Here is a 22,899-nt window from a genome sequence, read left to right as displayed (position 1 = left end):
CCGAGTCCGGGGCCGTACGGGTCAGGCGAGATCTTCGATCTTCGCGGCCAGTTCGGCGCCGGTGAGGGGCTCACGCGCGATCACCGCGATGGTGTCGTCCCCGGCGATCGTGCCGACGATATAGGGCAGCGCCGCCCGATCCAGGGCGCTCGCGAGGAAATGCGCGGCGCCGGGCGGCGTGCGCAGAACCGCGATATTACCGCTGGAATCAGTGGAGACCAGCAGATCACCGAGCAGTTTGGCCAACCGCCCGGTGCCACCGGTGACGCCGCGCACCGGGCTACCGTCTTCCGGCACCACGTACACCCCGGCGCCACCGTCGGCGGCCCGGAGTTTCACCGCGCCCAGTTCGTCCAGATCACGCGACAGTGTCGCCTGGGTGGTCTCGATCCCCTCCGCCGCGAGGAGGGTGGCGAGCTCGGTCTGGCTGCGCACCGGATGCGCGGCCAGCAGCGCGATGATCCGCGACTGCCGACCGGCGCGGGTGGCGGCGGTGACCGGTCCCGCGGAATGTATCCGGGCCTCACTCATCGTCGTCGCGCGCCCTCGCGTGCCAGCAGCCACACCAGCAGCGCCTTCTGCGCATGCAGCCGGTTCTCGGCCTCGTCCCAGACCACACTCTGCGGTCCGTCGAGCACCTCGTCGGTGATCTCCTCGCCGCGGTGCGCGGGCAGGCAGTGCAGCACGATGGCGTCGGCACCGGCCCGGGACAGCAATTCGGTGTTCACCTGGTACGGGCGGAACGGGCCGACCCGGTCCAGTCCGTCGCTCTCCTGCCCCATGGAGGTCCAGGTATCGGTGACCAGTACATCGGCACCGGCGGCCGCGATCCACGGGTCCTCGGTGACGACGATGCTGCCGCCGGTCTCGGCGGCGCGGGCCTCGGCGGCCTCGACCACCGCGGGGGCCGGGAGGAAATCCGCGGGGGCGGCGATCCGGACGTGCAGTCCGGCGGTGACCCCGCCCAGCAGCAGCGAATGGGCCATATTGTTGGCCCCGTCACCGAAATAGGCCAGCCGCAGACCGCGCAGACCGCCCTTGTGCTCGGTGATGGTGAGCAGATCGGCCAACACCTGGCAGGGATGGAACTCGTCGGACAACGCGTTGACCACCGGAACTGTGGCGGTGGACGCCATCTCCTCGAGCCGCTGCTGACCGAAGGTCCGCCAGACGACGGCCTCGACATAACGCGACAGGACCCGCCCGGTATCGGCCAGTGTTTCGTCACGTCCGAGCTGGGTGGTCTGCCCGTCCACCACGATCGCGTGCCCACCGAGCTGGGCGATACCCAGTTCGAAGGAGAACCGGGTGCGGGTGGAGTTCTTGTCGAAGATCACCCCGACGCCGCGCGGTCCCTCCAGCGGCCGGCGCGCGAACGGGCTCTTCTTCAGTTCGGCGGCCAGCGCCAGTACCTCGGTCTGTTCCGCGGGGGTCAGGTCATCGTCACGCAGGAAATGCCGGACAGCGGTGGCCGGTTGTAGGGAGGCGGTCATCCGCGCGGTCCTTTCGTTTCGGCCAGTACCTCGTCGAGGATCGCCGGAAGATCCAGCACGAGATTGTCGGCCTGGGTTTCGGTGAGCACCAGCGGCGGCGCCAACCGGATCACATCGGGTTTGGCCGGGTTCACCAGATAACCGGCGGCCCGCGCGCGGGCCTCGACCCGAGGCGCCACCGGAGCGGTCAGCCCGATCCCGATCAGCAGGCCGGCTCCGCGTACATCGGCGATCAACGGATGCTCGAGCACCGCGATCCCGTCGCTGAGCCGCTTACCCACCGATTCGACGTGTTCGAGCAGCCCGTCCTCCTCGAGCGTGCGCAGCACGGCCAAGGCCGCGGCCGCGCAGACCGGGTTACCGCCGAAGGTGGTGCCGTGCATACCGGGCGTGAACAGTTCGGCCGCCGGCCCGGTGGCCAGAACCGCACCGATCGGCAGTCCCGCACCGAGCCCCTTGGCGAGGGTGATGACATCGGGGGTGATACCGAACGACTGGTGCGCGAACATTCTGCCGGTGCGGCCGATACCGGTCTGGACCTCGTCCAGAATCAGCAGCGCCCCGGCGCGCGCGGTGATCTCCCGGGCCCGCACCAGATAGTCCATCGGCGGTACCACCACACCGCTCTCGCCGAGCATCGGCTCGAGGAAGACCGCGGCCGTATCCGCATCGACCGCGCGTTCCAGGATCCGCGCGTCGCCGTAGGGGATATGCACCACGCCGGGCGGCATGGGTTCGAACGGCGCGCGCTTGGACGGCTGACCGGTGAGGGCGAGCGCGCCCATGGTACGGCCGTGGAACGCCTCGTCACAGGCGATGATCTTGCGGCGACCGGTGAGCCGGGCCAGTTTGAAGGCCGCCTCGTTGGCCTCGGTGCCGGAGTTGCAGAAGAAGGCGCGACCGTCCCCGTCACCGAAATGCCCGAGCAGCCGTTCGGCGAGCTCGATCACCGGTTCGCTGCCGTACAGGTTCGAGACGTGACCGAGCGTGCCGAGCTGGTCCATCACCGCGTTCAGGATGGCGTGGTGCGCGTGACCGAGGCTGTTGACCGCGATTCCGCCCACGAAATCGACGTAGCGGTTGCCGTCCGCGTCGTACACCACCGCGCCGGTGCCCCGGGTCAGCACGACCTCCGGGGTGGCGTAGTTGCGCATCATCACATTCGACCAACGTTGCCGCAGTTCCGCAGTGCTCATGCTCTGACTCCGTCTTCCTCGTTCGCCGGCGGTGTGACCATGGTTCCGATTCCCTCCCCGGTGAAAAGTTCCAGCAGTACCGAATGGGGTACGCGACCGTCGATGACGTGCGCGCCCGATACGCCACCGCGGACCGCGCGCAGACATGCCTCCATTTTGGGGACCATCCCCGCGTCCAGCGACGGCAGCAGGTCGGCCAGCGCGTCGGTATCGATCACACTGGTCAGCGAGGAGCGGTCGGGCCAATTCGTATACAGGCCCTCGACATCGGTGAGCACCACCAGTTTCTCGGCGCCGATTCCTTCGGCCAGCGCGGCGGCCGCGGTGTCGGCGTTGATGTTGTGCACCACGCCGTCGGCGTCGGGGGCGATGGTGGACACCACCGGGATCCGGCCCGCGCGGATGAGGTCGAGTACCGAATCCGGGTGCACATCGGTGACATCGCCGACCAGTCCGATATCGGTGGCCGCCCCGTCCACGAACACCGTGCGGCGGGTCGCGGTGAACAGCCGGGCGTCCTCACCGGAGATCCCGACGGCGTAGGGCCCGTGCGCGTTGATCAGCCCGACCAGTTCCCGGCCGACCTGACCGAACAGCACCATCCGGACCACATCCATCACCTCCGGTGTGGTGACCCGGAACCCGCCGCGGAACTCCCCGGTGAGACCCAGGCGTTTCAGCATGGCCGAGATCTGTGGCCCGCCCCCGTGCACCACCACCGGATGCACACCGACGGTGCGCAGGAAGGCCATATCGGCGGCGAAGGCCGTTTTGAGGCCGTCATCGATCATGGCGTTGCCGCCATATTTCACGACCACGATCTTGTCGCGGAATTTCTGCAGCCAGGGCAGCGCACCGGCGAGAGTATGAGCTTTGTGCAGCGCGGACAGTTCGTGCAGCGCGTCGGTCATGAGCTGTAGGCCGAGTTCTCTTCGACGTAGCCGTGGGACAGATCGGTGGTGCGGACCGTGGCGGTGCCGTCGCCCAGCCGCAGATCGACGACCACATGGATATCGGCGCCGGACAGGTCGACCTCGCGCGCGCCGGGCGCGCCCGTACCGTCGACGCAGACCGGGAAACCGTTGAACGACACCGAGATCAGATCCGGGTCCAGATCGATGGGCGCGGTGCCCACCGCGGCCAGCACCCGCCCCCAATTCGGGTCGGAGCCGAACATAGCGGTCTTGACCAGGCTGTCCCGGGCGATGATCCGGGCCGCGACCAGTGCGTCGTCCTCACTGCGCGCGCCCTCCACCGTGACGAGCACCCGCTTGGTGGCACCTTCGGCGTCGGCCATCAGCTGCCCGGCCAGATCGTCGCAGACCGCGAGCACGGCCGCGTCCAGTTCGTCCTGGGTGGGCGTGACCTCGCTGGCGCCGTTGGCCAGCAGCAGGACAGTGTCGTTGGTGGACATGGCGCCGTCCACGTCGAGGCGGTCGAAGGTGAGCCGGGTGGCCCGCCGCAGCGCGGTGTCGAGTTGTCCGGCGCTCACCACGGCATCGGTGGTCAGCACGACCAGCAGCGTCGCCAGACCGGGGGCCAGCATGCCCGCGCCCTTGGCCATGCCGCCGACGTTCCACTTGTCCGGGTGGTGCAGGGACGCTTCCTTCGGCACGGTGTCGGTGGTCATGATGGCGTGCGCGGCATCGGTACCGCCGGACATCCCGCCGCCCATCTCGTGCACGATATCGGTGACCGCGGGCAAGAGTTTGTCCATCGGCAGCCGGTCGCCGATGAGGCCGGTGGAACACACCGCGATCTCCCCGGCTCCGGTTTCGGTGCCCCAGTTGCTCAGTGCCGCGGCGAGTTCCTCGGCGGTGCGATGGGTGTCCTGGAAGCCCTCGGGCCCGGTGCAGGCATTGGCCCCGCCGGAGTTCAGGATCACCGCGCGCAGCCGTCCGCCCTTCAGGACCTGCTGCGACCACAGCACCGGCGCGGCTTTCACCTTGTTGCTGGTGAACACGCCGGCCGCCGCGTAGTCGGGGCCCTCGTTGAAGACGAGCGCGAGATCGGGGCCACCCTTGGCCTTGATACCCGCGGCGATCCCGGCGGCCCGGAAGCCCAGTGGTGCGGTGACGCCCTGGTTGTGCACGAGGTTTCCGTTCTTGTCGATGGTCACGGTGCCACTCCTACGGTGGACAGCCCGGCGCTCTCGTCGAAGCCGAGCGCGAGATTCATGGACTGCACCGCGCCGCCGGCGGTGCCCTTGGTCAGATTGTCGATCGCGCCGATCACCACGAGCAGGCCCGCGTCGGTGTCCACGGCGACCTGCAGCGTGACGGAGTTTGCGCCCAGCACCGATCCGGTCTGGGGCAGGACGCCCTCGGGCAGCAGATGCACGAAGGGCTCGTCGGCGTAGGCCTTCTCGTAGACGGCGCGTGCCTCGGCCGCGGCCACCCGCACCGGCGCGGTGCAGGTGGCGAGAATTCCGCGCGGCATGGGCGCGAGCACCGGGGTGAACGACACCCGGACCGGCGCATCGGCGACCGCCGACAGGTTCTGCGTGATCTCCGGGGTGTGCCGGTGCGCACCGGCCACTCCGTAGGCCCGCGCGGACCCCATGACCTCGGATCCGAGCAGACCGGCATCGAGTTTGCGGCCCGCCCCGGAAGTGCCGCTGACGGCGACGATATGCACCGTCGGCTCGACGATGCCCGCGGCGACCGCGGGCGCCAGCGCCAGACTGCTGACCGTCGGATAGCAGCCGGGGACCGCGATCCGGGTGGCACCCCGCAACGACTCCCGCGCCCCGGGGAGTTCCGGCAGACCGTACGGCCAGCTCCCCGCATGGGGCCCGCCATAGTAGCGGTCCCAGGCGGCCGGATCGGAGAGCCGGAAATCGGCACCGCAGTCGATGATCACCGTGGATTCCGGTAGCTCGGCCGCCAGTGCCGCCGACTGCCCGTGCGGCAGTCCGAGGAACACGATGTCGTGGCCGGCCAGTTCGGCGGCGGTGGTCGGGGCGAGGATCCGGTCCGCCAGCGGCAGCAGCTGCGGCTGCAGTGCGCCCAGGGCGGTGCCCGCGTTGTTACCGGCGGTCAGCGCCCCGATCTCGAGGCGCCCGGCTCGGTACTCCGGATGCCCCAGCAACAGACGCAGCACTTCCCCGCCCGCGTAACCGCTGGCACCGGCGACGGCCACGCGCAGTGGTCCGTTCCGGTCGGGCACATCCGTGAGATCAGCCATGTGATGATTATGCACGACCATGCAAGCTCATTCACAAACCGGTCCCCGCGTCCGCTCTGCGAATTCCGGCAACCCAGGACAGGGACAGGGACAGGGACAGGGACAGGGACAGGGACAGGGACAGGGACAGGGACAGGGACAGGGACAGGGACAGGGACAGGGACAGGGAATCATCCGAAGGCAGGTGCGAGCCCGATGCGCCGACCGACCACCCTCCGCCCGACTGATCGATCCCATCATCCGGCACCTCCACCGGACCCTGGGTCTCGGCGCATATCTTTCCACCCAGGAAGACCTGGGAAGCGACTCACCGACCGGCATCAGCGCCGTCGATACGCTCCAACAGCGGTCCGCCGCCTCGGCGGACCGCTGCCACGATTGGTTAACATTAGAACATGTGTTCGAACGGCAGGCTTTGAGACCGGCTCGGCGCCCTGGAACAGGCCGTCGACGCACTGCTCTCCTGCGACCTCACCACGGCCCCGGACAGCGAACTCGGCACCTCACTCGCACAGCTCGAGTCACGCACCCGCACCCTCGTCGGCCTCACCGCGCGGCTGGCGCATGAGCGCAACCACCGGAACGGGCCGGGCCCGGCAGCTCCCGGCGACCCACCCATGCGAGAAGCCGGGCACCCCGCGGAGGCCCGGGCTGCCGCGCCGAACCGCACCTCGCACTCACCCCACCCGAACCGGTCGGGCATTGTTGCCGAAGACCCCAGCACCGTGGCCCGAGGAGTTACCGTGACCGCACCCGTGCGCGTGGAGCGCACCGGCGACGTCGTCGTCTGGACCATCGACAATCCCGAGCAGCGCAACCCGATCTCCGACGAGGCGACGATCGAGGCCCTGGAGAACGCGGTCCGGGCCGCCGACCGCGACCATTCGATCCGGGTGGCAATCCTCACCGGAGCGGGGACCGCATTCAGCGCCGGCGGCAATATCAAACACATGCGGGACAAGGCCGGTATGTTCGGCGGCGCCCCGGCCGACCTGCGCCAGGGCTATCGGCACGGTATCCAGCGCATCCCCAAGGCGCTGTACCACTGCGAGATCCCCACCATCGCCGCGGTGAACGGCCCGGCCATCGGCGCGGGCTGCGACCTCGCCCTCATGTGCGATATGCGGATCGCCGCCACCACCGCCACCTTCGCGGAAAGTTTCGTCCGCCTGGGCCTCATTCCCGGCGACGGCGGCGCCTGGCTGCTGCCGCGGGCGGTGGGGATGGCCCGCGCCAGCCAGCTGGCGTTCACCGGAGCCGCCATCGACGCCGCCACCGCGCTCGACTGGGGAATGGTCAACGAGGTCGTCGAACCCGACCGGCTACTCGAGACCGCCCACCGGCTCGCCGCCGAGATCGCGGTCAATCCACCGCACGCGCTGCGGATGACCAAACGGCTGTTGCGCGAGGGCCAGCAGCAGAGTCTGGAAACGCTGCTGGAACTCTCCGCGGCGATGCAGGCCCTCACCCACCACACCGCCGATCACGACGAAGCCGTCGGCGCCATGCTGGAGCGGCGCACGCCTCGGTTCACCGGGCAGTGACGACCGGCCGGTCGGCACCGGCCCGGCGCGTCAGGGGTATTCGGAGATCAGTGTGGCCACCGTCGCGGGCGCGAGGGCTTCGAATACGTGCGGCACATCGGCCGGATAGGCGATGTAGTCGCCCGGGGTGAGTTCCACGAGTTCACCGGCCGTCCCGACGAGCGCGCGACCCGCACCGAGCAGAACATGCTCGACGGTCCCTGGAAGGTGCGGCTGCGAGTCCCGGCGCGGCCCGGGCTCGGCGGCGATGCGATAGATATCACGGCGAACCCCCGCCGGGCCGACCGCCAGCAGGGTGGCCCGGTAATCGGCCTCGGCCGAGAACACCGCCGGCCCCTCCGCGGCCCGGATCACCCGGGTCTGCGGCCGCGGCGGATCGAGCAGCCGCGAGAACGGCACCTCCAGCGCCAGGCACAGTGCCCAGAGGGTCTCCAGGCTGGGGTTTCCGCCGCCCGATTCGAGCTGCGAAAGGGTCGATTTCGCGATACCGGCCCGCCGGGCCACCTCGGTCAGCGACAGCTCCGCGCGCAGGCGTTCCCGGCGCAGGGACGCGGCGATCACCTGCTGTGGGGTTCGGCCGGGAAAGCCGCCGGAGTGGCCGTCCGGCCGTTCGTTCGGTTCGGCATTACCTTGTTCGGTTTGACGAACGATAGCGTCCATGTTCACCATGGTAGTCATGTGTTCGTTATGGCGAACGGTCGATCCGCCGGCCCGGTCACTGATCGCCGCACTCTGCCTCGCGGTCACCGTGGCCGGGATGTCCTACGGGGCCACGGCCGTCGCGGCCGGTTTCCCACTGTGGTTCCCCGTCGCGCTCGGGGTGCTCGTCCTGGCCGCCGGTTCCGAGTTCCTGTTCGTCGGCATCGTCGCCGCGGGCGGCAGCCCGTGGGCCGCGCTGGTCGCGGGCCTGCTGATCAACGCTCGCCATATCGGCTACGGCCTCGCGGTCTCCGCGGTGATCGGCACCGGGCTGCGCGGTCTGCGCGGCGCCCACCTGCTCAACGACGAGACCGTGGCGGTGGCGCTTGCCCAGCGCACGACCGCGCACGGCCGGGCGGCCTATCTGGCCTGCGGAGCAGGCATCCTGGTGGTCTGGCCCGGCGGGACGCTGCTGGGCGGGCTACTCGGCAGCGCGGTGCCCGACCCCGGTGTCTTCGGGGTGGACGCGGTGTTCCCGGCGGTACTGCTGGGCCTGATCATGCCCGCACTGCACGAGCCCGCGGTCCGCCGCGGCGCCCTCACCGGGGGTGTTCTGGCGCTGCTCACGACCGCGCTGCTGCCGCCGGGCCTGCCGGTTCTGCTGGCCGCCGTGGCCGCCGCGCTCACAATCCCACGACGGGGATCGCCATGAACGACCTCGGATACCTGATGGGCGCCGCCCTCGCACTGGCGGCCGGAACGTTCGCCTTCCGCCTCGCCGGACCCCTGCTCGGGTCACGGATCACTGTCTCCGATCGGACCACCGCTTTCCTCGAGAACGCGTCGGTCGTCGTGCTCGCCGCCCTCGTGTGCACCACCGCCCTGACCGAGGACGGCGCCGCGGCCGGTATCGCGCGCCCGGCCGGGGTCCTGGTCGCCGGGGTGTGCTACCGGTTCCGGACTCCGCTGCCCGCGGCGCTGGGGGCCGCGGCCGCGACAACGACCGTGCTGCGACTGGCGGGCGTGCCGTGACCCGGTGCGCGAGTTACCGCTTCTCGACCACGCGCTCGCCCTCACCCGGCTTCCAGATGGTCACCCGCAGCAGGTCGTCGCCGACCTCGACCGACGACGCCGAGGTCAGATCGGCCACGAAGAAATGCTCGAACGGCTGGTTCCGCAGGTCCAGACCGTTGTCCTCGTACAGGTACTCGGCGAAACGGGCGTGCAGCGCGGTATCCGGGTCGTCGATCACCAGGCCGAACAGTTTGGCGTCCCCGTCCGACACCATCGTGTCCTCGGTCGCGGTGTGCAGGCAGAAGCGCGGATCGCGGGCGAGATCCCGGAATTTGGTGGTACCCGGCATCCCGACGATCACCAGTTTCTCCTCGAAGAGGAGCGGCTCCACCGGACTGATCCGGGGAAATCCGTCCGAACGCAGGGTAGCGAGCATGCACAGATTGCTGGTCGCGGTGTGGCGACGACGGAAGATCTCGCTGATCCGCGGCGCCTCGGCGGTGAACTCACTCCAGGTCGTCATACAGCCGACGGTACGACGACCGGCGCCGCCGCGGGTGGCGCCGAGCCCGATCCGAGACGAACAGAGCCCACACTGGTACCCGGCCGGCACGGGTCAGCCCGAGTTGCGCAGTGCCGTGGCCAAACCGTTCATCGTCAGCAGGATGCCGCGTTTCACCAGTTCGGAATCGTCCCCGGCCCGCAACCGGCGCAGCAGTTCGACCTGCATCTGGTTCAGCGGTTCCAGATACGGGAACCGATTGCGAATGGATTCCGCCAGCGACGGATTGTCGGCCAGCAGATGATGATTGCCGGTGATGGCGGCATGGACGGCGACGGTCCGGGCGTGCTCCCGCTCGATCATCCCGAAGATGCGCTCGCGCAACTCGATATCGTCGACCAGTTCGGCGTACCGGGCGGCGATATCGAGGTCGCTCTTGGCCATCACCTGCGCGAGGTTCGACAGCACGGTCCGGAAGAACGGCCACCGGCGGTACAGATCCGAGAGCCGGGCGAGCCGGTCGGGGTCGCCGTCGATCCACTCCTCGAGTGCGGTCCCGGTGCCGTACCAGCCGGGCAGCATCACCCGCGCCTGGCTCCAGGACATCACCCACGGAATGGCCCGCAGATCCGAGACCGAGTTGGTGGGTTTGCGGGAGGCGGGACGGCTGCCGATATTGAGGTCGCCCACCTCGGCGACCGGAGTCGACTGCCGGAAGTACTCCACGAACCCGGGGGTTTCGTGTACCAGCCGCGCATAGGCAGCGCGGGCCCGGCCCGCCAGTTCGTCCATGAGCGCGTAGGAGGGTTCGGCGTCGGCACCCAGCCCCTCGACATCCAGCAGCGTCGATTCGAGGGTGCCCGCGATGAGTGATTCGAGGTTGCGGTGCGCCGCACCCCGTTCGGCGTATTTCGCCGCGATGACCTCGCCCTGTTCGGTCAGCCGCAGCGACCCCCGCACGGCGCCGGCGGGCTGCGCGAGGATCGCGTCATAGCTGCGGCCCCCGCCGCGCCCGACGGTGCCACCGCGGCCGTGGAAGAGCCGCAGCCGGATCCCGTGCTCGCGCGCCAGCTCCACCAGATCCAGTTCCGCCCGGTACAGCGCCCAATTGGCGGCCAGATAGCCGCCGTCCTTGTTCGAATCGGAGTAGCCGAGCATCACCTCCTGACGCATGCCGCGCCCCGCCACCAACTCCCGGTACTCCGGCACCCGCAGCGCCGCGGCCAGCGTCGACGCACCGGCCGCGAGGTCCTCGATAGTTTCGAACAGCGGCACGATCCCGGCCGGGCAGGAGGGCCCGCTGTCCGCGTCCCCGGGATCGAGCAGGCCGCCCTCCTTGAGCAGCAGGGCGGCCTCGAGTAGATCGCTGACGGAGGTACACATCGAGATGATGTAGTTGGGGACCGCGTCCGGGCCCAGCGCGGCCACCACGGCGGCGCCCGCGCGCACCACTCCCAATTCTTTGGCCGCCGGCTCACCGATCCGCGCCCGGGGCCCCAGCAGCGGCCGGCGGGTACGCAGTTCCCGGGTGAGCAGGTCCACCCGCTCGGACTCGGACAGGCTCGGATAATCCGGATGCACGCCCGCCCAGGCCAGCAGTTCCGCGACGACCTGCTCATGGGTCTCGGAATTCTGCCGCATATCCAGGCCCTGTAGATGGAATCCGAACGTTTCCACCGCACAGCGCAGCGCCGCGAGGCGGTCGTCGGCGAGCAGCGCGTCCCCGCCGGCGCGCAGCGAGGCATCGACGGTGTCGAGCTCGTCGAGCAGATCCTGGGGTGTGTCGTACGGAGTGCCGGAGGTGCCCTCACCGGCGGCGGACGATTCGAACTCCCAGGGACCCGCTGCTTCGGGATCCAGCGCGGCGACGGCCCGCCGCGCGGTCGCGGTGAGCCGGACCCGGATGCCGTACAGTGCCCGCCGGTACGGTTCGTCGGCGTAGGTCTTCGGGTCCGGATAGCCGCGGTCGGCGAGTGCGCGCAGTTCCGCGGTCACCGGGACCAGCCGCGCCGACAGCGCCAGCGTCTTCTCCAACTGCACGAGTTCACGCAGGTAACGCGCGAACGCCACACTCGCGGCCTGCGCCGCCGCCGTGCGCACCACCTCCGCCGTCACATACGGGTTACCGTCCCGGTCCCCGCCGATCCATGAGCCGGGCCGCAGCATGGGTTTCGGCAGCAACCGCTGCTCGGGCCAGCGCGACCCCAGCGCCGTACGCACGCTCGCGTTGATCGCGGGGATGACATCGAACAATGTGAGTTCGTAGTACCGCAGGCCGACGGCGATCTCGTCCTGGATACGCAGCCGCGACAACCTGATCAGCGCCGTCCGCCACAGAGTGAGCACCTGCCGCCGGATCTCGAGCTCGAGCTGTTCCCGTTCGGATTCGGGGGCCCGTTGCCGGCGGCGCATCAGTTCGGTGACCCGGGCCTGGGTGTCGAACACCGTACGGCGCCGGGTCTCGGTGGGGTGCGCGGTGATCACCGGGGACACCAGCGCGTCGTCCAGCAGTTCGGCGACCCGCTCCCCCGGCACCGCGGCCGCGTCCATTTTCCGGTAGGTGGCGGCCAGCGAGGAGTCCTGCGGGGCTTCGCCCGCCGCCTCGTGCGCGGCGCGGCGGCGGTCGCGCTGGATGTCCTCGGCGAGGTTGGCCAGCAGGACGAAATAGCTGAATGCCCGGATCAGCGGTAGTGCCACCGTGATGTCGACCCCGGACAGCATTTCACCGACCGCACTGCGCTCCACCTCCTCCCGCCGGACCCGGAACGCCTCCACCCGCACCCGCTCCACGAGGTCGAAGACCTCGGGGCCCTCGTGATCGCGAATGGTGTCGCCGAGCACGCCGCCGAGGAACCGGATGTCCTCGCGCAACGGCAGGGTCGCGTCGTTTCCTTCAGCGGTCTGCGCATCGCCCATGATCAGAAGTATGGACGGCCACCGCACCGGTAGCTGTGACGACGCACACGGCCGGGGCCGACTGTATGCGCCGGACGGCGCGGAATCCGGCTATCGGCGCAGGTCCGACCCCGTCCCTCGGCCCAGGCCGGGAGAAAACGCGGGAAGTCTCCCCGGGGGATTCGCTCAGTGCGCAGCACCCGCGGCGGCACCGGGCACCCGGAACGGCTCCGCCAGCCATACCGCGGTCACGACCACGCCCGCCGTGAACACCAGTTCGGCGCCATTGGTGAGCAACATGGGTGGTATCGCCGCCGCGACCACGGTCATGATCACCGTGGTCACGGTCCAGAGTCGGTAGCCCCGTGCCCGCCACACCGCCACGGCCGCCACCAGCACGACCACCACCGTCACCACCGGCGACAACAGGCCGGCCACCGACGCGTGCGCGGTGGTGTAGCGCATGGTGCCCGCCCACTCCCGCGGTGCCAGCGTGAGCGGAGTCAGTTCGGCGGCCACCCCCAGTACGATCACCACCGCCGTCACCGCCGCGATTGTCGTCCGCGCCCACCGGGTCCGCGCCCAGCCGACCCCGGCTCGGGCCGCGGCGGCGCACGCCCACGGCATCAACAGCGGCGTGAGCACGATATGGGCGATGAACCGGGGCGTCGACCAGCTCTCCAGCGTCGCACCGGCGCCGATCCAGCGGCCCGCCGCGAGTACCCCGTTGTCGTAGGCCAGGGCCGCGCACACCACGGCGGGTACGAGGAGCAGCCGGTCACCGGTCACCCGATACCGGAGCGCGCACCGGCCGGCGAGCGCCAGCTGACCCGCGGCGAGTGCTGCGAAGAGCAGGGAGGCGAGCACGGGAATCCTTTCCGGCCGCGGTGGGCCGGGACCGGTGGCCAGGATACTGCCGTCGCGGCCATCGGATTCTCCCCGCGGACGGCCGGGTCCCCCGGATTCGTTGCCGTCGCGCCCCGCCCGCGACACGCTCGACCTCCATCACCCCTGGCCGCTGCGCCACACCACTCGGCCGATCCGGATGGTGGGGTGAGATCAACGAACGGCAGGGGGTCGGCACACCGATCCCGGTCGTGTGTTGTCGAACTCTGGACACTGTTACGTTCCGTTTACACCACCTGCTGTCAACCGGCCGGTGCACCACACTCGCGCAGCGGCTCTGCAGTCCTATCGGTCCGCCGCCGCGGTGAGTATCGTGCGGAACCGCAGCGCCGGCAGCAGCGCCACTCCCACCAGGACACCGCTCACCCACATCGGCCCCCGGTCGCCCCAACCGGTCGCCAGGGCGAACCCCGCCATCGCGGGTCCCGCCGCGGCACCGGCATTCAATGCCGCCGTCGCATAGGAGCCCGCCATGGTCGGGGCATCCGCGGCCTCGTAGAGCACGCGCGCGATCAGGGTGCTCCCCACCCCGAACGACAACGCTCCCAGCAGGCACACCAGGAAGAGCAGGGCGACGGGACAGCCGGCGGTCAGCGCGAGCGCGAACCAGCCACCGCACAGCAGCGGGCCGCCGACCGCGATCACCGCCGCGGCGTGTTGGTCGGACAACCGCCCGGCGACCGTCACGCCGGCGAAAGAACCCGTGCCGAACAGCACCAGCACCACCGGCACCCAGAGCGGGCCCAGCTCACCCGTCCCGGTGACCAACGGCGCGAGGAAGGTGAAACTGCCGAACGTGGCCGCGTTCACGAGCGCCGCCAGCAGCATGACCGTGAGCAATCGCGGACGTCGCAACTGCGCGAGTTCACCACGGAGGTCGGGGGCGGCGGCCTGCCCCGAGCGCCCGGGGATTCCGGCCAGAACACCGGCTGCGGCCGGCAGGCACAGCAACACGATCGCCCAGAAGGTGGCCCGCCAGCCGAGCATCGTCCCCAGCAGCGCCCCGCCCGGCACCCCCGCCACAGTGGCCAGGGCGGTGCCACCCAGCAGGATCGCCAGCGCCCGGCCCTGCCGTCCGGCGGGGACCAGCGCCGCGGCCGCGGTCAACGCGACCGCGAGGAATCCGGCGTTCGCGACGGCGGCCACCACCCGGGTGACCACCAGGACGGCGAAACTGCCGGTTACCGCTCCGGCGATATGCGCGGCCAGGAAGAGCAGCAGAAAACACAGCAGGCTCGACCGGATCGGCCAGTTCCGGGCGAGACCCGCCATCAGCGGTGCGCCCACCATCATTCCGATGGCGAACGCCGAGGTGAGAAGGCCGGTGGCACCGAGACCCACACCGAGATCGGCCGCGATATCCGGTACGAGACCGGCGAGCACGAACTCCGAAGTGCCCATGGCGAAAACCGCCAGGGCGAGCAGGTAGAGAGCAAAAGGCATGAAGGGCTCCGAGGTGGAAGAGACAGGAAACATCTCGTCACCCCGGTCAGCGCCCGGGAGTCACCGCATTACCGTGCGGCCGGAAGGCGACACGGCGAACGGGTAGCGGAAGGTCAGGGGCTGACGGGGATGACCGGCAGCCCTGCTCTGGATGCCTCCGGGCTCGACACGGCCGGAACACTACCGGCTCGCGCGTCCTGCCGCACGCCTGTTTCTCGCGCTCCCCGAAACGATCCGCCCGCGCTCTCCATGCCCGCGCGGGACTCAGCCCGGTTCGTCGAACCGGACCCGCACGCCGACCCGACCCTTCTCGTCACGCCGGGCGGTCGCGTGCCCGCGCCGATCGCCGTCGCGGAAGTGCAGCACAATGGGCGCGCCCTCACCGAGGAAGTTGCGCCACCAGGTCTTCTTATCGGGCATGGCGACACCGATGAGCAGGCCGCCGTCCTTCTGCAGGTAGTTCACCGGGGTCCGGAACGTCCGGCCCGACCGGCGCCCCACATACTCGATCTCCACGAACCCCTTACCCAGCAGCGGGCCGAGCACCGGCGCGTCGAGCAGGGCGACCACTCCCGCATTGAAGCCCCGGACCGCCCGGCCCAGCAGTGTCGTCGATGCCACGGTTTCCTCCTGATAGCTGTTCCCCCGAGCTGCCTCGACTCTAGTGTGGCTCGGCGCGGGCCGCCGGTCCGGCGACGCCACCCGGCGGGGACAGCGCGCATCCGGTCGCCGCCGGTTTGCGCGGCGCAAGCCCGGCTGCGACTATCACCTGCGGTGTAGCGCCGGACACCTCGATCGCCGCGGTACCGCTCAGCGGCCGGGACCGGGACCGGCGGTGAACAGCAGCGTTCGATACGGAGTGGATTGATGCTCAAAGGTTTCAAAGACTTCCTCATGCGCGGGAACGTCATCGATCTGGCCGTCGCCGTCGTCATGGGCACCGCGTTCACCGCGGTGGTGAGTTCGGTGACCAAGGGCGTGGTGGAGCCGTTGCTGGCCGTACTCGGCGGCAGCGGCCAGTTCGGTTTCGGTATCACGCTGCTCGCGGGCAAACCCGCGACCTTCATCGCACTCGGTCCGATCATCAGCGCTGCCATCGATTTCGTCATGGTCGCGGCGGTGCTGTACTTCGCGCTCATCCTGCCGATGAAGACCATGCAGAAACGCTTCTATGCCCGAAACAATGTGGATGCCGAACCGGCCACCCCGGCCGATATCGCCTTGCTCACCGAAATTCGCGATCTGCTCGCCGAACGTGCCGAACTGGACAAGAAGGACACCGCGCAGGTGCGCTCCTCCTAGCCGCAGGGCGCCCTGGTGCCGGCGGTGACCGTCCGACCGCTCGAAACACGGCTCGTTCCCGCTGATCGACGGTCGGGCGCCGACCGCACCGACTTCATGGTGCCGGTGACCGTGCTGCGGCCGGACCGGCAGAATCGGCGATATCGCCGTCGACGCGGTGGATCGGACGGTCACGGCCGCGATGAGCGGTGGTCGTGTCCCGGCCGCTCACGGCGAATCCGACCGGGTCCGCGCAGCGTCCGCGGTATCGACCAGCAGCCTGTGCAGGGTGTGGGCCGGCTGAGAGGCCCGGGACGCGTCCAATACCACCTCGGTGAATGCCTCGGCCAACGCCGCCTCCGGATCGAATCGACCGGCCCGGACACCACCGGCCAGCTGCGCTCGCCATACCGCGAACCCGGCGACCGTGCGCGCCAGCGAACCGGCGGTGTCCCGGCTCGTTAGCGGAAGGTAGGCGGCGACGAGCGCGCGCCTGGTCGCGGCCCGGGCCCGGAAGTCGCCTGCCGCGTCGAGTGCTCGCCCCATTTCACGCACCACGGAGGAGTACACGGGCCGTTGGGCACAACCGGGGGCGAGCAGACCTGCCGCCTCGTCCGCGCGCACCGCGCGCTCCAGCCCCACCGGATCGACGGCCGCCCGAGCCGCCAGGGTGATGCGGGCCGTGTAGCCGGTAGTCGCAGCGCCCGACCGTCGCGACCCGGAATCCGCCGGCTCCGAATCCAGTCGTATCGTCGTTCCTTCCGGCAGATCATCGACACCGACGGCGCCCAGCGGGAGGGCCGGATGGCGGGGCAGGACGTCGTTCACCGCGGCGACCATCTCCATCAACACCTCCCGGGGGACCCCGGGGGTATCGAATCCGAAAGCCAGAATGCCGTGCCGCTCGGCGAGTTCCCGCGCCAGGCGCGAAGCAATCGGCTCGACGGCCGCTTCACCGGGCCGGCGTTCCGGTTCCGCGGGTTTGTCGACGGGTCGCTGTGGCGCGCGATTCGGCATTCGCGGCGGAGCATCGGAGCTGCCCGGTCCGGGGGCGGTGACCCGAGGGGGTCCGCCGGAACCGGATTTCGACCACGGGGAGGTCGGGGTGGCGGGAACGGTTCCGGAGGGTGCGGTTACAGCCGCCTTCGCCGGTATGGGTGCGCGGTGCGGAGGCACCTGGGTCCGCTGCGCTTCCGCGGTCGCAGGCTGTGCCGCGACCGCCGCGGGGGGCGCGGTCGGGTGCGGTGCGGTAGGCGCGCCGTCACGCTCGGCCTGCGCCCGATTCCCGCGGCCCAGGTCGGCGGGGTGCTGTGCCGATTCGACCGGCCGCTGCCGCGAATCGGATACAGCAGATGCGTCATCCGGCGAGCCCGAACCGCCGAGGGGGAACCGCTGCGCCGCCGCTCCTTCCACGGGTGCGTTCGCCGACTCTCGACTCCGCGGGCCGGCGAGGTCGCTACCCGGTTCGCGGGCCGGCGCGACATCGGCCGCCGGAGTTGTGGTGGCGGCAGCCGACGTAGCGGATCCTCGATCGCCGACCGGGGCGGCGGGGCCGTCCGAGGCGATATCCGGGTGGGAGGAGAGGACCGGATCGGCCCTCCGCACCTCCCGGGCGCTCATCAGGTCCTGCTGCTCGAAATTCGCAGCCACCTGCCGCAGATCCGGACCTGCCTGCCGCACCACCTCGGTGAGGCTGTGCAGATTGGATATCGTCCGCTCCTCTTCGGGGACGAAACTCTCGGCGAAGGCCTTGCCGGAATCGTCACCGCCCCAGGGAGCGGAATCCGCGGAAACCAGGTCGTGTAAACGCTGTACCAGCGCCTCGACCTCGGCACCCAGCTGCTCGAAGGCCGGAGCCTTCGCGCGTAGCCGGTCGGGATCGGCGCGAAATTCATTTCCCACAATGCGGCCCGCCTTCCGACCGACGCATGAATTCATTGCCGATGATGCCATATCCCCACCCGCAGGAATTGACAGGAAGCAGGCAAATCAGGCAGCACCCCGGCCGATATGCGAGTATCGACTTCTTGACAGGTAATGACGAGGGCACCTGAGCAGGCCCGACGGATCCCGGGAGGCGGGCCGGGATGAATACGAGCGCACTCTTGGCCGAGGTCCCGGCCGCGGTGCGCGACCTGGTCATCGGACATTGGCCCGAACTCGACGTGGACCGCATGCGCGCCCGTGGTGACTGTTACCTCGACACCGGCCGCGGACTCGGTGCGGCGGCGGTCAGTTACGAGACGGAATGCCGGGACGCCGAAGAGTCGGTCGGGGGGGCTACCCGCTCGGCTCTGTCCGAGCGTAATCGCACCGTGGTCGCCACCATGCGCAACCAAGCCGCGGTCTGCGAGGACATGGGCCGACAGTGCCATGACGTGGCCGATGTCACCGAGCAGACGCAACATCTGCTCATCGTCACCGGCATAGTCCTCGGTGTGCAGCTCGCCTACGACGCGCTGCTGTTCCTCTACGGCGGCGGGTTCAAAGCACTGGCCGACCGTCTGGCGGCCGAGCAGGCGATGCGCGCGGCGATCACGAGACTGACGACCACCGTGGCCACCCGCGCCGCGGCCGGGGCGGCGCGCCGGGCGGCCCTGCACGGGGCGATCCACGCTGCCAAGATAGGCGCCCTCACCAGCGTGGCGATCGGTGTCGGCGCGCAGGTCTGGGATCTCGAGACCGGGGTCCGCGATGAATTCGATATGGGCTCGTTGGCCGAGATGGTCGCGGGCGGCGTCATCGGTGGCATTGTCGGCGCGGAAGTCGGACGGCGGGCCGCACCGCGGGTACTCGATCGCCTGGGCGGCCGGGCCACCAGTGATATCGGCCGTTTCACCGCTCATCTCGGCGGCACCATGCTGATCGGCGGCGCGGGTGGCATCACCGGTGGAATCGCGGGCGCGGTCCCGTCCTTGATCATCCACCACAAGGACATCCACAACTTCGGCGATATGTTCAAGATGGTGCGCGAATCCGCGGTCGTCGGCTTCGGGGGCGGTTTCGTCGGCGCGGCCGGCAGCGCGCTGCGGGTACACCGGGCCGGGGTCGACGGCGTGCGCGGGAATACCGACCTGCCGCCGATAGCTCGGCGGCAATCGGATTTCGGCAGGCGTGTCGACCGACTGCTCGCGGGCGAGCCCCCGGCCGCGGAACCCCTGGCACGACACAGCACTCAGGAGAATTCCGCGAGAACCGCGGAGGTGCTGACCTTCCCGGACGGCACCCGAGTGGTGCACAAGGTCGTCTCCGACCCGCGGCACGCGCACGCGGAATTCCTCGCCTCGGTCGTCGGCGACGCGGTCGGCGCCCGGGTACCCGCCGTACACATCGACGGGCGCCACGTCTACATGGAGGTTGTTCCCGGCAAGAACGCGGAGGACGCGTATCCGGGCGATTGGACGCCGGAGACACAGTTCCACGGAACGCCCTCGGGGAACCGGCTCGGCCTGCTCGACGCCCTGATCGATGTCCCCGATCGCGGCGCCGAGAACTGGATGATCGATCCGACCGGCGATGTCTGGGGCATCGACCACAGCCTGGCCTTCGCGCCGGACGGCCGTATCGGCGCCTTCGCGAAGCAGTTCCTGGATTACGGGCCGGCCGAGGGAACGGTGCAGTGGAAAGAGCACGGTTACTCGCGCACCGAGGTGGCGGAGATCCGGCAACGCGTCGAAGAGCTACAGCCGATTTTCTCCGCTCTGGGGCGCAACGACTGGCACGCAGGAGTTGTCCAGCGACTGGACGGGATGGCGGACGCAGCCCCGCCCCCACATCCCGCGGACTCGGGGTTCGTCGTTCCACCGCACCAGGGCCCCGGCGACGTCTCCGGGCAGGCCCGCCCGACGACAGTGGATTCGCAGCAGCCTGTTCCGGCCGATCGGAGCACCAACCGGACCCCGGCGCGGGACGGCCGGCCCGAGGCCGGAGACCAGCGCAACCAGGTCCGGCCACCCGCGCGGCAAGATCGCGCGGTGCCCCGAGTCGACACCGGAGACAACCACTCGCGCGGAGATCGCACCAGTGGCTCCGGATCCACCCGGCCGCCCGGCACTGTCGACGTACGTTTCGCACCAGACGAACACACCGCGGGCACGGCACCGAGGAAAGAGTCGTACGCCGATTCCTCGGACCACCGGGCGCCTCTGAAGGACGGGGATCAGGACGCACTCGGTGCCCGCACCATGGCGACGGCGCATATCGGTCGCGAGTCCGACCAGCCCCCCGCAGTCCTGCATTTCGCACCGCACCTGCGGCTCGAGCCGATCCGGTTGGCACCGGGACAGGAAATCGCAGTTCCGGTGCGCTATATCGTCGGCGAAGCGGATGCCCGCGGGGGCGGTCCGCAGGGAGCCAGAATCGGGGAACGCGACGTCTTCGTCGGACGAGATCCGGACGGCCGGGTATGGGTACGCGACCCGCAGCCGGAACTGCGTCCGCCTACCCGGGTGAACGACCGAGCGCTGGCGACGGGGGAGAAAACTTATGTGGGTCCCGAGGACAGTCTGTCGTTCGGCGGTTCGCGATCCCGGCTCGAAGTGGGCGAGGAGCGCCCGCTCTCGCTGCGTCTCGCCGACAACCAGCGCATACCGCCACTGCATCTGCGCCGCGGCGAAGAATTACTTATCGGCCGGGACCAGAATTCACCGATGGCCGAACAGTTTTCCAAGGACCCTTCGGTGTCGCCGAGGCATGCGACGATCTTCCGGGATCAATACGGCAACCTGATGCTGCGGGACCACTATTCCGAGCACGGTACCTATCTCAACGGGGTGAGAGTCGACCCGGCCGGACCACCGGTGCCGGTGCGGTCGGGCGATCCCGTCCGCTTCGGGGACTGGGTGGGCAGTGCTGAATTCTTCTCCGGTGAAACCGCGCCCGAGAGTAGACCGCTCATCGACGTAATCGACGAGACGGTCGCGGCGAAGCAGATGCGGGAAAACCTCACCCGCGTGCCCTCTCCCATCTACCAGCGGGTGAGCGAATATATGAACGCCGTCCCCACAGGCGGGATCGTCATCGGCAATCGACAGTTGCTGGACCTACCCGGTGGGTACGAGCTGCGTGGACACACACCATACGGCCGGAAGCCGGGGACCAGCTGGAACACCGTCCAAGGCGTGTACCTGACCGAGTCGCGGCGGATCATCATCAATAGCGGCGGCAACTCCGGTAGTGCCAACGTCGTGTGGCACGAGTTCGGGCATGCCACAGATGCCGCCTTCGGGACAGACGGACATCGGCTGAGCGACAGCGCCGAGTGGATCGGCATACACTCGGATATGCGGGATATGCGACGCTGGGGATGGATCCCTTTTGTCAAGCGGGGTTGGAACAGTTATTACGACAGAAGGTCGGAAGCATTCGCCGAGGCCTTCACCGCCTGGATGCATGGTGGGGACTCTAAACTAAGGGAGTTCACCCTGGGTGACAGAGCCCTCGCCGACCGACTGAAAGCCTATTTTGACCGCTTACTCTGACGACAGCAGCCCGCCCATGCTCGCCCCGGACGGTGTCACCATCCGGCTCCCGCTCCGGGGCAGGACCGAAAACGGTATCTACTACCGCGGGTACGAGGAACTGCGCCCCGGTGAGGAGGGCTACGACGAACTTTTGCCGATCGCGCGGTCCAATCCCGTCGAGCCGGAGGAACCACCAGAGCGTCCGGTGGATCCAGAAACCCGCGAGCTCATCCTGCGGGATTCCGGTTTCGACGTCGAACGCGGTGCGGATTCCTGGTAGCTGTGCCTACCCGGCCGGGGCCAGAATCTTCAAGATTTCATCGGAATAGTAGAACGGTTCCAACCGTTTCCGGATCAATCCCGCCAGCACGCCGTCCCGTTTGGCGGTCTCCACCACCGCCGGACCGTACCGAAGGATCTCGGTGACGATATCGTCACCGGTGAGCCCGACCTCCGCGAGCAGCGCGGCGAGCGTGTGATCCCGGTACTTCTCATGGAACACCTGCACGCATTCGGCCACCAGCAGGCCGAAGTACTCCTTCTCCCGGGTGGTCACCGCGATCCGGTAGCACAACCCGACCAGTTCGTGGAGATCCTGTTTCGTCAGGTACTCCCGCAGACCGCTGATCGGTTCGTCGGCGTGCAGATCCCAGAACTCCATAGTGGCGTCGTGCACGGGGGCTTCGCGCAACATCTCGCGGATCGCGTTGTTGGTGCGTTTGAGCGCGTACAGGGCGCCCCTGCCCGCGATATCGCCGAGGATGGAGTTGGATTCCGCCACCTTGCGGGCGCGATCGGCGGCGGACTGGCCGATCGACATGAGCGTGCCCATACCGGGAATCTTCTCTGCGCGCTGCCGGTTGGCCTCGACGAAATCGCCGACCAGTTTGTCGACGAACTTGGAGGCGACGGTGGCCACCAGAGGACTGTCGGTCAATCGTTCCAGGAGCCGTTCCTGGGTCTGGTGCATATCCACGATCTTCTGCAGTAGCGCCTCGACCGGTTCGCGTTCGACCAGGTCACCCAGGGTGTGATCCTCGTTGGCGGCGATACTGTCATAGATCGCGTCGGCGAACAGACCGGCGGTCTCCGCCAGGACCGCGCTGCCGCCGACCTTGTCGACCACGGTGGCCACGGTCTGCTCGAACTGTTCGACGTCGACCACCTCGCCCGCGCGCACCGTACCCGCGACCTCAAGCGCGGCTGCCACGTCCCGGGCGACGACCTCGGCGAACCGGTCCCCGCTCACCTCGTCGAGCAGCCACTGCACCTGGGCGTCGAGCAGCCGGCCGGCGAGTACACGTGCGGTATCGGCGGTGTCGGTCATGGGTCCATCCC

At 69.3% G+C, this 22,899-nt stretch carries 20 protein-coding genes; 6 read left to right on the top strand and 14 right to left on the bottom strand.

Annotated features, from left to right (window positions below):
* Positions 1 to 21: 21 nt before the first annotated feature.
* Genes ACQPYS_RS09455 through argC form a run of 6 tightly spaced genes read right to left on the bottom strand, consistent with a single transcriptional unit; the run spans position 22 to position 5,875 of the window.
* Positions 22 to 531 (bottom strand): arginine repressor, encoded by a 510-nt coding sequence (locus ACQPYS_RS09455; protein ID WP_063042612.1) that lies wholly within the window; start codon positions 529 to 531, stop codon positions 22 to 24.
* A complete protein-coding gene (argF, locus tag ACQPYS_RS09450; protein WP_433492318.1) occupies positions 528 to 1,493 on the bottom strand; it encodes an ornithine carbamoyltransferase in 966 nt (321 codons plus the stop codon). Before argF ends, ACQPYS_RS09455 begins: the two co-directional genes overlap by 4 nt.
* Positions 1,490 to 2,689 carry an acetylornithine transaminase gene (locus tag ACQPYS_RS09445; protein ID WP_063042616.1) on the bottom strand — a complete coding sequence of 400 codons (1,200 nt, stop codon included), beginning with the start codon at positions 2,687 to 2,689 and terminating at the stop codon, positions 1,490 to 1,492. Before ACQPYS_RS09445 ends, argF begins: the two co-directional genes overlap by 4 nt.
* A complete protein-coding gene (gene argB / locus ACQPYS_RS09440) occupies positions 2,686 to 3,600 on the bottom strand; it encodes an acetylglutamate kinase (protein WP_431941469.1) in 915 nt (304 codons plus the stop codon). Before argB ends, ACQPYS_RS09445 begins: the two co-directional genes overlap by 4 nt.
* Positions 3,597 to 4,808, bottom strand: a complete 1,212-nt coding sequence (argJ, locus tag ACQPYS_RS09435; protein ID WP_431941468.1) for a bifunctional glutamate N-acetyltransferase/amino-acid acetyltransferase ArgJ — start codon at positions 4,806 to 4,808, stop codon at positions 3,597 to 3,599. Before argJ ends, argB begins: the two co-directional genes overlap by 4 nt.
* Positions 4,805 to 5,875, bottom strand: a complete 1,071-nt coding sequence (argC, locus tag ACQPYS_RS09430) for an N-acetyl-gamma-glutamyl-phosphate reductase (protein WP_431941467.1) — start codon at positions 5,873 to 5,875, stop codon at positions 4,805 to 4,807. The genes argJ and argC overlap by 4 nt, the downstream gene beginning before the upstream one ends.
* A 743-nt stretch (positions 5,876 to 6,618) precedes the next feature.
* On the opposite strand from argC, the gene ACQPYS_RS09425 reads away from it, so the two are divergent.
* Positions 6,619 to 7,419, top strand: a complete 801-nt coding sequence (locus ACQPYS_RS09425) for a crotonase/enoyl-CoA hydratase family protein (protein WP_433492317.1) — start codon at positions 6,619 to 6,621, stop codon at positions 7,417 to 7,419.
* Between the two features lie 30 nt (positions 7,420 to 7,449).
* Here ACQPYS_RS09425 and ACQPYS_RS09420 read toward each other — a convergent pair whose 3' ends face one another.
* Entirely contained in the window at positions 7,450 to 8,079 is a 630-nt protein-coding gene (locus ACQPYS_RS09420) for a helix-turn-helix domain-containing protein (protein WP_084481811.1), read from the bottom strand.
* Here ACQPYS_RS09420 and ACQPYS_RS09415 point away from each other — a divergent pair.
* Both ACQPYS_RS09415 and ACQPYS_RS09410 read left to right on the top strand, forming a co-directional pair.
* Positions 8,078 to 8,770: an AzlC family ABC transporter permease gene (locus ACQPYS_RS09415; RefSeq protein WP_433492316.1), complete on the top strand. Its 693-nt coding sequence runs from the start codon at positions 8,078 to 8,080 to the stop codon at positions 8,768 to 8,770. The genes ACQPYS_RS09420 and ACQPYS_RS09415 overlap by 2 nt on opposite strands.
* Positions 8,767 to 9,090, top strand: a complete 324-nt coding sequence (locus ACQPYS_RS09410) for an AzlD domain-containing protein (RefSeq protein ID WP_063036375.1) — start codon at positions 8,767 to 8,769, stop codon at positions 9,088 to 9,090. The genes ACQPYS_RS09415 and ACQPYS_RS09410 overlap by 4 nt, the downstream gene beginning before the upstream one ends.
* 13 nt (positions 9,091 to 9,103) lie before the next feature.
* Here ACQPYS_RS09410 and ACQPYS_RS09405 read toward each other — a convergent pair whose 3' ends face one another.
* The 5 genes from ACQPYS_RS09405 to ACQPYS_RS09385 form a co-directional block, all read right to left on the bottom strand.
* Positions 9,104 to 9,595 (bottom strand): pyridoxamine 5'-phosphate oxidase family protein, encoded by a 492-nt coding sequence (locus tag ACQPYS_RS09405; protein ID WP_433492315.1) that lies wholly within the window; start codon positions 9,593 to 9,595, stop codon positions 9,104 to 9,106.
* 93 nt (positions 9,596 to 9,688) lie between these two features.
* On the bottom strand, positions 9,689 to 12,490 hold the full coding sequence (gene ppc, locus ACQPYS_RS09400; RefSeq protein WP_433492314.1) for a phosphoenolpyruvate carboxylase: 2,802 nt from the start codon (positions 12,488 to 12,490) through the stop codon (positions 9,689 to 9,691).
* A 165-nt stretch (positions 12,491 to 12,655) separates the two neighbouring features.
* Entirely contained in the window at positions 12,656 to 13,336 is a 681-nt protein-coding gene (locus ACQPYS_RS09395; protein ID WP_433492313.1) for a hypothetical protein, read from the bottom strand.
* A 324-nt stretch (positions 13,337 to 13,660) separates the two neighbouring features.
* A complete protein-coding gene (locus ACQPYS_RS09390) occupies positions 13,661 to 14,818 on the bottom strand; it encodes a Cmx/CmrA family chloramphenicol efflux MFS transporter (protein ID WP_433492312.1) in 1,158 nt (385 codons plus the stop codon).
* Between the two features lie 264 nt (positions 14,819 to 15,082).
* The gene (locus ACQPYS_RS09385) at positions 15,083 to 15,439 is read right to left on the bottom strand and encodes a hypothetical protein (protein WP_063036380.1); all 357 of its coding nucleotides are present in this window, start codon (positions 15,437 to 15,439) and stop codon (positions 15,083 to 15,085) included.
* 246 nt (positions 15,440 to 15,685) lie between these two features.
* Here ACQPYS_RS09385 and mscL point away from each other — a divergent pair, with 246 nt between their 5' ends.
* Complete coding sequence (mscL, locus tag ACQPYS_RS09380) at positions 15,686 to 16,120, top strand: large conductance mechanosensitive channel protein MscL (protein ID WP_063036381.1); 435 nt, start codon at positions 15,686 to 15,688, stop codon at positions 16,118 to 16,120.
* A 207-nt stretch (positions 16,121 to 16,327) separates the two neighbouring features.
* On the opposite strand, the gene ACQPYS_RS09375 is transcribed toward mscL, so the two are convergent.
* A complete protein-coding gene (locus ACQPYS_RS09375) occupies positions 16,328 to 18,001 on the bottom strand; it encodes a hypothetical protein (protein ID WP_433492311.1) in 1,674 nt (557 codons plus the stop codon).
* Between the two features lie 185 nt (positions 18,002 to 18,186).
* On the opposite strand from ACQPYS_RS09375, the gene ACQPYS_RS09370 reads away from it, so the two are divergent.
* Together ACQPYS_RS09370 and ACQPYS_RS09365 are read left to right on the top strand one after the other, a co-directional pair.
* A complete protein-coding gene (locus ACQPYS_RS09370) occupies positions 18,187 to 21,579 on the top strand; it encodes an FHA domain-containing protein (protein ID WP_433492310.1) in 3,393 nt (1,130 codons plus the stop codon).
* A complete protein-coding gene (locus ACQPYS_RS09365) occupies positions 21,563 to 21,841 on the top strand; it encodes a hypothetical protein (RefSeq protein ID WP_433492309.1) in 279 nt (92 codons plus the stop codon). The genes ACQPYS_RS09370 and ACQPYS_RS09365 overlap by 17 nt, the downstream gene beginning before the upstream one ends.
* 6 nt (positions 21,842 to 21,847) lie before the next feature.
* Here the strand turns inward: ACQPYS_RS09365 and ACQPYS_RS09360 are convergent, their stop codons facing one another.
* Positions 21,848 to 22,888 (bottom strand): hypothetical protein, encoded by a 1,041-nt coding sequence (locus ACQPYS_RS09360; RefSeq protein ID WP_433492308.1) that lies wholly within the window; start codon positions 22,886 to 22,888, stop codon positions 21,848 to 21,850.
* Positions 22,889 to 22,899: the final 11 nt, after the last annotated feature.

Source organism: Nocardia grenadensis, from assembly GCF_050942415.1.
GTDB lineage: Bacteria > Actinomycetota > Actinomycetes > Mycobacteriales > Mycobacteriaceae > Nocardia > Nocardia grenadensis.
The sequence above is the reverse complement of the archived record's forward strand: the minus strand, read 5'-3'. Positions and strand labels throughout refer to the sequence as shown.

Bases quoted from the DNA above. Each gene is read 5' to 3' on its own strand.
- ACQPYS_RS09455 (WP_063042612.1), bottom strand. From the start codon at position 531: ATGAGTGAGGCCCGGATACATTCCGCGGGACCGGTCACCGCCGCCACC.
- argF (WP_433492318.1), bottom strand. From the start codon at position 1,493: ATGACCGCCTCCCTACAACCGGCCACCGCTGTCCGGCATTTCCTGCGT.
- ACQPYS_RS09445 (WP_063042616.1), bottom strand. From the start codon at position 2,689: ATGAGCACTGCGGAACTGCGGCAACGTTGGTCGAATGTGATGATGCGC.
- argB (WP_431941469.1), bottom strand. From the start codon at position 3,600: ATGACCGACGCGCTGCACGAACTGTCCGCGCTGCACAAAGCTCATACT.
- argC (WP_431941467.1), bottom strand. From the start codon at position 5,875: ATGGCTGATCTCACGGATGTGCCCGACCGGAACGGACCACTGCGCGTG.
- ACQPYS_RS09415 (WP_433492316.1), top strand. From the start codon at position 8,078: ATGTTCACCATGGTAGTCATGTGTTCGTTATGGCGAACGGTCGATCCG.
- ACQPYS_RS09420 (WP_084481811.1), bottom strand. From the start codon at position 8,079: ATGGACGCTATCGTTCGTCAAACCGAACAAGGTAATGCCGAACCGAAC.
- ACQPYS_RS09410 (WP_063036375.1), top strand. From the start codon at position 8,767: ATGAACGACCTCGGATACCTGATGGGCGCCGCCCTCGCACTGGCGGCC.
- ACQPYS_RS09405 (WP_433492315.1), bottom strand. From the start codon at position 9,595: ATGACGACCTGGAGTGAGTTCACCGCCGAGGCGCCGCGGATCAGCGAG.
- ppc (WP_433492314.1), bottom strand. From the start codon at position 12,490: ATGGGCGATGCGCAGACCGCTGAAGGAAACGACGCGACCCTGCCGTTG.
- ACQPYS_RS09390 (WP_433492312.1), bottom strand. From the start codon at position 14,818: ATGCCTTTTGCTCTCTACCTGCTCGCCCTGGCGGTTTTCGCCATGGGC.
- mscL (WP_063036381.1), top strand. From the start codon at position 15,686: ATGCTCAAAGGTTTCAAAGACTTCCTCATGCGCGGGAACGTCATCGAT.
- ACQPYS_RS09370 (WP_433492310.1), top strand. From the start codon at position 18,187: ATGAATACGAGCGCACTCTTGGCCGAGGTCCCGGCCGCGGTGCGCGAC.
- ACQPYS_RS09360 (WP_433492308.1), bottom strand. From the start codon at position 22,888: ATGACCGACACCGCCGATACCGCACGTGTACTCGCCGGCCGGCTGCTC.